The 8822-nt window shown below is 70.8% G+C and carries 8 protein-coding genes; 5 read left to right on the plus strand and 3 right to left on the minus strand.

Annotation, left to right across the window (positions count from 1 at the left end; genetic code table 11):
* Positions 1–798, plus strand: a 798-nt coding sequence (locus tag VFH10_RS14955) for an LPXTG cell wall anchor domain-containing protein (RefSeq protein ID WP_325129948.1), incomplete at its 5' end; no start/stop codon positions are given.
* 121 nt (positions 799–919) lie between these two features.
* On the opposite strand, the gene VFH10_RS14960 is transcribed toward VFH10_RS14955, so the two are convergent.
* From VFH10_RS14960 to VFH10_RS14970, 3 genes are all read right to left on the minus strand, one after another.
* Positions 920–1669 (minus strand): SDR family NAD(P)-dependent oxidoreductase, encoded by a 750-nt coding sequence (locus VFH10_RS14960; RefSeq protein ID WP_325129949.1) that lies wholly within the window; start codon positions 1667–1669, stop codon positions 920–922.
* Positions 1670–1706: 37 nt separating this feature from the next.
* Complete coding sequence (locus VFH10_RS14965; protein ID WP_325129951.1) at positions 1707–2882, minus strand: acyl-CoA dehydrogenase family protein; 1176 nt, start codon at positions 2880–2882, stop codon at positions 1707–1709.
* Positions 2883–2946: 64 nt separating this feature from the next.
* Entirely contained in the window at positions 2947–3996 is a 1050-nt protein-coding gene (locus VFH10_RS14970; RefSeq protein WP_325129952.1) for a LacI family DNA-binding transcriptional regulator, read from the minus strand.
* A 177-nt stretch (positions 3997–4173) separates the two neighbouring features.
* Here VFH10_RS14970 and VFH10_RS14975 point away from each other — a divergent pair, with 177 nt between their 5' ends.
* From VFH10_RS14975 to rhaS, 4 genes are all read left to right on the plus strand, one after another.
* A complete protein-coding gene (locus VFH10_RS14975; RefSeq protein WP_325129953.1) occupies positions 4174–5703 on the plus strand; it encodes a sugar ABC transporter ATP-binding protein in 1530 nt (509 codons plus the stop codon).
* Positions 5700–6776: an ABC transporter permease gene (locus VFH10_RS14980; RefSeq protein WP_325129955.1), complete on the plus strand. Its 1077-nt coding sequence runs from the start codon at positions 5700–5702 to the stop codon at positions 6774–6776. Before VFH10_RS14975 ends, VFH10_RS14980 begins: the two co-directional genes overlap by 4 nt.
* On the plus strand, positions 6773–7855 hold the full coding sequence (locus VFH10_RS14985) for an ABC transporter permease (protein WP_325129957.1): 1083 nt from the start codon (positions 6773–6775) through the stop codon (positions 7853–7855). The genes VFH10_RS14980 and VFH10_RS14985 overlap by 4 nt, the downstream gene beginning before the upstream one ends.
* Positions 7856–7860: 5 nt before the next feature.
* Positions 7861–8822 (plus strand): rhamnose ABC transporter substrate-binding protein (gene rhaS / locus VFH10_RS14990; protein WP_325129959.1); only part of this gene is annotated, 962 nt, incomplete at its 3' end.

An 8822-nucleotide genomic window follows, 5' to 3' on the forward strand; every position in this document is an offset into this window, starting at 1 on the left:
CACGCGAGCGGCGGCACCGGCGGTACCTCGGGCGACCCGACGCAACCGCAGCCGTTGAGCAACGCCGACCAGAACTCCGGCGGGGCCAACGGTCAGTGCCCGGGTGGCGTGTACTGCTCGACCCGTGACGGTTCGCCGTCCGGCAACGGCAACGACCGTGGCCAGGCCAAGGGCAAGCCGTGCGCGGGCTGTGTGGGCAAGGCGGACAACAAGAACCCGCCCGGACAGATGCCGAACGCTGACGACGACGGCAACAACGGCTACGAGTGCGACGACAACAACGGCATCGGCAAGGGCAAGGACGGCAAGAGCGCCGGCAACCCCGCGCACACCGGCTGCAAGGCCCCGGTGGTGCCGCCGTGTGTCGACACCCCGGAGAAGCCGTGCAACCCGGTGCCGCCGTGCGTGGACCAGCCGGGCAAGCCCTGCAACCCGGTGCCGCCGTGCGTCGACGCGCCGGGCAAGCCGTGCAACCCGGTCGTGCCGCCGGTCGTGCCGCCCGTGGTCCCGCCGGGGGTCACGCCACCGGGTCTGGTGCCCGGCGTGACGCCGCCCGGTGTCGCGCCTCCGGCCGTGCTGGGCGAGGAGGAGCAGCCTCCGGGCGTCAACCGGCCGCCGGCCGTGGCCGGGGTGCAGGAGGTCGCCACCCCGAAGGCGGCGCAGGCCGCACCCGCTGCAGGCGTGCTGCCGAGCACGGGTGCCGGGTCGCTGGTGAGCACCCTCGCTGCGGGCGGCGTGCTGCTGCTCCTCGCCGGTGGGTTCACGCTGGTGCGGCAACGACGGATGATCCGGGACTGACGGGTCATGGCGTGCTCGATCACCGGTGATCCGCAGTGGGTCACCGGTGATCGAGCCCGGCTCGGCTCGGTCAGGGAACGACGGGCTCGATCAGCGCTGGCGGGCCCCGATCATCGGTGGGTCAGCGCGGTGCCATCCGCAGCGCGCCGTCCATCCGGATGACCTCACCGTTGAGGTAGTCGTGCTCGATGATCGCGAGCGCGAGCTGGGCGAACTCGTCCGGGCGGCCGAGCCGCTGCGGGAACGGCACGCCGGCCGCGAGCCCGGCACGGAACTCCTCCGAGACGGTGGCCAGCATCGGGGTCTCCACGATTCCGGGGGCGATGGTGTTCACCCGGATGCCGTACTGCGCCAGGTCGCGGGCGGCCGGCAGCGTCAGGCCGACGATGCCGCCCTTGGACGAGGCGTACGCCGCCTGGCCGACCTGGCCGTCGTACGCCGCGATCGAGGCGGTGTTGACGACGACTCCGCGCTGGCCGTCGTCGAGCGGCTCGTTCGCCGCGATCTTCTCGGCGGCCAGCGTGAGCACGTTGAACGAGCCGATCAGGTTGACCTTGACGACGGTGGCGTACGCATCGAGGTCGTGCGGGCCCTTCTTGCCGAGGATCCGCATCGACGGTGCGATGCCGGCACAGTTGACGACCGTCCGCAGCGGGCCGGCCTCGGCGGCCCGGTCGACGGCCGCCTGCACCTGCGCCGGCTCGGTGACGTCGGTCTGGACATAAGCGACTCCGTCGATCTCCGGCGCCTGCCCGACCTCGAGGTCGACGGCGACCACGCGGACCCCGCGTGCGGCCAGGGCCCGGGCGGTGGCGGAGCCGAGGCCGGAGGCGCCGCCGGTGACGATGGCGGAGGTGTTGTCGAGCAGCATGCGTTGGTCTCCTGGTTCGGGATCGGTCGGACCGGGGTCAGCGCGCGACGGTGACGGTGCCGCCCGCGACGCCCGTGGCGGCGAGGGCACGACCGATCACCATGCGCTGGATCTGGTTGGTGCCCTCGAAGATCTGCATGACCTTCGCCTCGCGCATGTAGCGCTCGACGGGGAAGTCGCGCGTGTAGCCGTAGCCGCCGAGCACCTGAACGGCGTCCGTGGTCACCTTCATCGCGTTGTCGGTGGCGACCAGCTTGGCGACCGAGGCCTGCATGGAGTACGGCAGGCCCTGGTCCTTGAGGCGGGCCGCGGCCAGGTACGTCGCCCGGGCGGACTCGACGGCGGCCTCCATGTCGGCGAGCACGAACGCGAGCCCCTGGTGGTCGATGATCGGCTTGCCGAACGTGGTGCGCTCCTTGGCGTAGGCGACGGCCTGGTCGAGCGCACCCTGCGCGAGGCCGGTTGCGACCGCGGCGATGCCGAGCCGGCCGGCGTCGAGCCCCGCCAGCGCGATCTTCAGGCCCTCGCCCTCCTCGCCGAGCCGGCGCTCGACGGGGATCCGGACGCCGTCGAGGCGCATGGTCGTCGTGGTGCTTCCGGTCAGCCCCATCTTCCGCTCCGGGGCGTCCGAGGTCAGACCCTCGGCAGTCGCGGGCACCAGGAAGCAGGAGATGTCGTTGCGGCCGTCACCGGTGCGGGCCATCACCTTGTAGAAGTCGGCGTGCCCGCCGTGCGTCGTCCACGCCTTGGCTCCGGTGAGCACGTAGTCGTCGCCGTCGCGCCTCGCGCGCGTGGTCATCGCGGCCGGGTCGGAGCCCGCGTGCGGCTCGGACAGGCAGTAGGCGCCGAGCAGGTCGCCGCCGAGCATGTCGGGCAGGAACTTCTGCTTCTGCTCCTCGGTGCCCCTCGTGAACAGGCCGAAGCAGCTCAGCGCGTGGACGCTCACCCCGACGCCGATGCTGCTCCACACCGCGCCGATCTCCTCGAGCGCCTGGAGATAGACCTCGTAGGGCTGGCCGCCGCCGCCGTACTCCTCGGGGTAGGGCAGGCCCAGCAAGCCCGCCTTGCCGAGCATGGCGAAGACGTCGCGTGGGAAGGTCTCCGTCGCCTCCGCCTCCGCCGCCCGCGGCGCCAGCTCCCGGGTCGCCAGGTCGCGGACCAGGCCGATCAGGTCGGCGGCCTCCTCGGTCGGCATCACACGGTTCGCAGGCATGCCCCGCACTCTAGTTGGGCGTCCAGGTATCCCTGTCGCGGGTCGAGTCACCTCGCCCGGAGCCTCAGCGCCGCGTCGAGGCCCGCGCCACGAGCTCCGGGGTGAACAGCACCTGCTCGTGCTGGTGGTCCGGGTTGGTCGCTTCGTCCAGCAGCAGCTCGGTCGCCCGCCGGCCCAGCTGGCGACGAGGCTGGCGTACCGAGGTCAGCGGGACCGCCGCGGCGGCGGCGAACTCGATGTCGTCGTATCCCACGATCGCGAGGTCATCGGGCACACGCAGGCCGAGGGCCACGCACTTCTGCAGCAGGCCCAGGGCGAGCAGGTCATTGGCGCAGAAGGCCGCGGTCGGCCGCGCGGACGTCGGCATGCCGGCGATCCGCTCGCCGGCGCCGCGACCCTCGGCCACTGTGAGAGCCTCGGTCCGCACCTCGACGAGGTCGGGCGGGTCGCCGCCCGCGTCCTCGAGCGCGGCGATGGCGCCGGCCCGCCGGTCGCGGACCTGGCCGATGCGTTCCGGCCCGCCCACGAACGCCACCCGTCGGTGTCCCAGGTCGAGCAGGTGCTCCACCGCGATCCGGCCGCCGAGCACGTCGTCGACGGCGACCGAGCAGTGCGTCGCCTTGTCTCGGGTGCGGTCGACGATCACGACCGGGGTGCCGTGCCGGGCGACCTCGTCGAGCAGGGGCTCCATCGGGTCGACCGGGGTGACGAGCACGCCCTGCACCCGCTGCTCCTGCAGCCGGGTGAGGTACTTCCGCTCGCGGGCCGCGCTGTTGTCGCTGTTGCAGATGAACAGCGAGAGGTCGTGCTCGTCGGCGGCCGACTCGATGCCCTGAGCTACATCGGTGAAGAACGGGTTGGTGGCATCGAGCATCACGTAGGCGAGAGTGCTGCTTCGTCCGGCGCGCAGCAGCCGTGCCGACTCGTTGCGCACGAAGCCGAGCTCGGCCATGGCCTTCTCGACACGAGCGCGGGTGCGGGCGCTGACCCGGTCGGGACGGTTGAGCACGTTGGACACGGTGCCCAGCGACACACCGGCGGCGGCGGCAACGTCCTTGACCCCCGCGGAACGGGCAGCCGAGAACGACGACACATCCCCGCTCTTGCGCGTCATCCCGCCTCCCGACTTGAAACGTCCAAATGCCTGGCTCAGGGTAGCCCCTTCGATCGGGGTGGGCGGCAAGCCGATCAGCCCTGCTTGCGAACTTTCTGAGTCCGAGTGCTTGACCGGTGTGCCGCTACTCACGTAGCGTCGAGCTCGAACTTGAAACCTTTCAATCGGAGGCCGGCGATGCCGACACCCAGTCCCGCACCGTCCTCGGGCACCCCGGTGCTCGAGCTGCGGAACGTGACGAAGTCCTTCGGCGCAGTCGTCGCGTTGAGCTCCGGCAGTCTCCGCGCCGACGCCGGCTCGATCCACGCCCTGGTCGGCGAGAACGGCGCCGGCAAGTCGACCCTGGTGAAGATCGTCGCGGGAGTGCACCGGCGGGACGCGGGCGAGATGCTGCTGGGGGGAGTCAGCGTGGACTTCGCCTCCACCGCCGAGTCCAAAGCCCTGGGCATCGCGGTGATCTACCAGGAGCCGACGCTCTTCCCCGACCTCTCGGTGACGGAGAACATCTTCATGGGCCGTCAGCCTGTCGGCGCCGGCCGGCGGATCGACCGGGCCGCGATGTACGCCGAGGCCGGGTCGCTGTTCGCGCGGCTCGGGGTGCACATCGACCCGCGCCGCCCGGCGCAGGGGCTGTCGATCGCCGACCAGCAGATCATCGAGATCGCCAAGGCCATCTCGTTGGACGCGCGGGTCCTGATCATGGACGAGCCGACCGCGGCGCTGAGCGGAGTCGAGGTCGAGCGCCTGTTCACGGTCGCGCGCAGCCTCCGTGACGAGGGCCGGGCGTTGGTGTTCATCTCCCACCGCTTCGACGAGGTCTTCGACCTGTGCGACACGATCACGGTGATGCGGGACGGCGCCTACATCGACACGGTGCGCACCACGGACACCGACGTCGACACGATCGTGGCGCTGATGGTGGGTCGAGAGGTCGGTGACCTGTTCCCGAAGACGCCGGCCACGATCGGTGAACCGGTGCTTCGGGTCGAGGGCCTGAGCTCTGCCGGGGTCTTCCACGACGTGAGCTTCGAGGTCCGAGCCGGCGAGATCGTCGGTCTGGCCGGTCTCGTCGGCGCCGGACGCAGCGAGATCGCGCGTGCGGTCTTCGGCGTGGACCGGTACCACACGGGTCGCGTCACGCTCGGCGGCAGGCCGGTGCCGGCGCACAACCCGCGCGCGGCGATCCGGGCCGGGATGGCGTTCATCCCGGAGGACCGCCGCAAGCAGGGTCTGGTCACCGAGGCATCGGTCGCCCGCAACATCGCGGGTGTGATCCGGGGAGGTCTCGCCAGGGCCGGCCTGCTCACCGGCTCGGCCGAGAGCCGCTCGGCGGCTCCGTGGGCCGGCAAGCTGGCAGTCAAGACCGGGGCGCTCGACATGAACGCCGCCACCATGAGCGGCGGCAACCAGCAGAAGGTCGTGATCGCCAAGTGGCTGGCCACCGACCCGAGGGTGCTGGTCATCGACGAGCCGACCCGGGGCATCGACGTCGGCACCAAGGCCGAGGTGCACCGCCTTCTCTCCGACCTGGCCGGGCAGGGCATGGCCGTCCTGATGATCTCCTCCGAGCTGCCCGAGGTGCTCGGGATGGCCGACCGCGTCCTCGTCGTGTGCGAGGGCCGGATCACCGCCGACATCCCGCGCGAGGAGGCGACTCCCGAGAACGTCATGCGCGCCGCCACCCGCACCGAGGAGACCGCGCGATGAGCGACACCGTGCCTGTCGACACCGCGCCGGTGCACGACGCCGAGATCGAGCGGCTGGTCGAGCCCAGCCGCCAGTCGCCGGCCGTGCGCGTCTTCAACACCGTCGTGCGTTCACGCGAGATGTCGATCCTGATCGTGCTGCTGCTGGTCATCGCGGCCGCGACGGTGAAGACGCCGAGCTTCCTGTTCAGCGCGAACTCCTGGCGCGACCTGCTGCTCACGCCTGCGATCCTGCTGGTGCTGGCGGCGGGCCAGGCCGTCGTGATCATCACCCGCAACGTCGACCTGTCGGTGGGCTCGGTCCTCGGGCTCACGGCGTACCTCACCGGCCGGCTCTTCCTGGACTTCCCCGGTCTGCCGATCGTCGCCGTCGTCGCGGCCGGGGTGGTCGCCGGCGGTCTCCTCGGACTGGTCAACGGCCTGCTGGTCGCGCTGGGGCGGGTGCCCGCGCTGGTCATCACGCTCGGCACGCTCTACATCTACCGGGGCATCGTGCTCACCTGGGCCGGCAGCGACCGGATCAACGCCGGTGACATGCCGCGCGACTTCCTGAGACTGGGCACCCGGTCGGTGCTCTCGATCCCGGTGCTCTTCATCGTGGCGGCCGTGGTCGTCGGTGTCGTCGGCTACTACCTCTACGCCCACCGCGGCGGACGTGAGATGTACGCCATCGGCTCCGACCCGGAGGCCGCCGAGCTCTACGGCCTCAACGTGCGCCGTCGAGTGCTCGCCGCGTTCGTGCTCAGCGGTGCGCTGGCCGGGCTCGCCGGCGTCATGTTCGCCGCCCGCTACGGGACCGTCAGCTCGGGCGCGGGCACCGGCATCGAGCTCGAGGCCGTGGCCGCGGTCGTCATCGGCGGCGTCGCCATCTTCGGCGGCAGCGGCACGGTCTGGGGTGCGGCCATCGGCGCCGTCCTCCTGGTGACGATCGACCGGGCGCTGCCGATCCTCGGGATCCCGGACTTCTGGCAGCGCGCCGTCGTCGGTGCACTGATCATCGGCGCGATCGTGCTCGACCGCGTGCTCTCGGCCCGGCAGGCCCGCAAGCTCATCGAGGCAAGGGACGAGTCATGACGACGACCATCGAGGCCCCCGTCCGCTCGTACGCCGAGCACGCGCAACCCTTGTGGCGGCGCCTGCTGCTCACCCGGGAGGCCGCGGTCATCGCCCTGCTCGTCGCCGTGGTGCTCTACTCGATCGCCAACGTGCCCAACTTCGACGGGCCGCTGACGCTGACCTTCCTGCTCCTGGACACCATGCCGATCCTGCTGATCGCCCTGCCGATGACGCTGGTGATCGTGACGGGTGAGATCGACCTGTCCGTGGCCAGTGTCGTCGGGCTGAGCAGCGTGCTGCTGGGCGTGCTCCACGAGGCCGGGCTGCCGATGACTGCCGCCGCCGTGGTCGCCCTCCTCGCCGGAGTCGTCTGCGGTGCGCTGAACGGTTTCCTCGTGGCGTACGTCGGACTGCCGTCGCTCGCCGTCACCATCGGCACCCTGGCCCTGTTCCGCGGGCTCGCGGTCGGGCTGCTCGGCACCAAGGCCGTCACCGACTTCCCGGACAGCTGGACCGACCTCGCGACCGCCGAGATCGGCGGCACCGGGATCCCCCGGGTCATGGTCCTGTTCGTCGTGCTCGCGGTGGTCTTCGCCCTGCTGCTGCACTTCACGTCGTTCGGCAGGGGCATCTTCGACATCGGCCTCAACGCCGAGGCGGCGCACTTCACCGGCGTCAACGTCGAGCGCACCAAGCTCACCCTGTTCGTGCTCTCCGGTGCCGTGTCCGCCCTGGCCGGCATCTACTACACGCTGCGTTTCGGGAGCGCCCGTGGCGACAACGCCACCGGGCTCGAGCTCCAGGTTATCGCGGCGGTCCTGCTCGGCGGCGTCTCGATCTTCGGGGGCCGTGGCCGCCTGCACGGCGTGATCGCCGGCGTCCTGCTGATCGGTGTGATCTCCAGCGCGCTGCGGCTGGAGAGCGTCACGGTCAACGTCACCAACATCATCATCGGCCTGCTCCTGGTGGCCTCGGTGATGGCTCCCAGCGTCCTGGCAGCGCTCTCGGGGCTTGCCGCCAGACGGAACCGGCCGCCCAGTGATGAGGCGTCCAACCCACAGATCCCGCCGGTCGGCGTGGAAACTCAAGGAAGGTAGAACTGATGAAGTTCCACTCGAAGCGGGCTACCGCTTTCGCGGCGCTGCTGCTCAGCGGCGCCATGGTCCTCACCGCATGTGGCGGGGACGACACCGACAGCGCGGGCGGCGAAGGCGGCGACGAGAGCGTCTCCCTCACCATGCTGCCCAAGAACCTCGGCAACCCGTACTTCGACACCAGCACGGCGGGTGCGGAGAAGGCCGCCGACGAGATCGGCGCCGAGATCGAGGAGGTCGGCCCGCAGGAGGCGGCGGCCGACGCCCAGGTGCAGTACATCAACACCGCCGCTCAGCAGGGCGTCAGTGGCTTGATCGTCTCGGCGAACGACCCGACCGCGATCTGCGACGCGCTCAACCAGGCCCGGGACGCCGGCACCAAGGTCGTCACCTTCGACTCCGACACCGACCCCGAGTGCCGTGACCTGTTCATCAACCAGGCAACTGCCGAGGGCATCGCCAACGTCCAGCTCGAGCTGATCTCCGAGCAGATCGACGGCTCCGGTGAGATCGCGATCCTGTCGGCGAGCGCCAACGCGACCAACCAGAACGCGTGGATCGAGATGATGGAGGAGGAGCTCGGCTCCAACCCCGACTACGCCGACATCGAGCTCGTGGACACGGTCTACGGCGACGACGACGACCAGAAGTCCTTCGACCAGACCGCGGCCCTGCTGCAGTCCCACCCTGACCTGAAGGGCATCATCTCGCCGACCACCGTGGGGATCGCCGCCGCGGCGCGCTACCTGTCAGACTCCGACAAGAAGGGCGAGGTCATGCTCACCGGCCTCGGCACCCCGAACCAGATGCGGGAGTACGTCGAGAACGGCACAGTCGAGGCGTTCGCGCTCTGGAACCCCGAGGACCTGGGCTACCTGGCCGCCTTCGCCGCCAACGCCCTGGCCGCCGGCGACATCGAGGGCAACCCCGGCGACACGTTCGAGGCCGGCGAGCTCGGCGAGTACACCGT

It is taken from the genome of Nocardioides sp. (genome assembly GCF_035697785.1).
In the GTDB taxonomy this organism is placed as follows: Bacteria; Actinomycetota; Actinomycetes; order Propionibacteriales; family Nocardioidaceae; genus Nocardioides_B.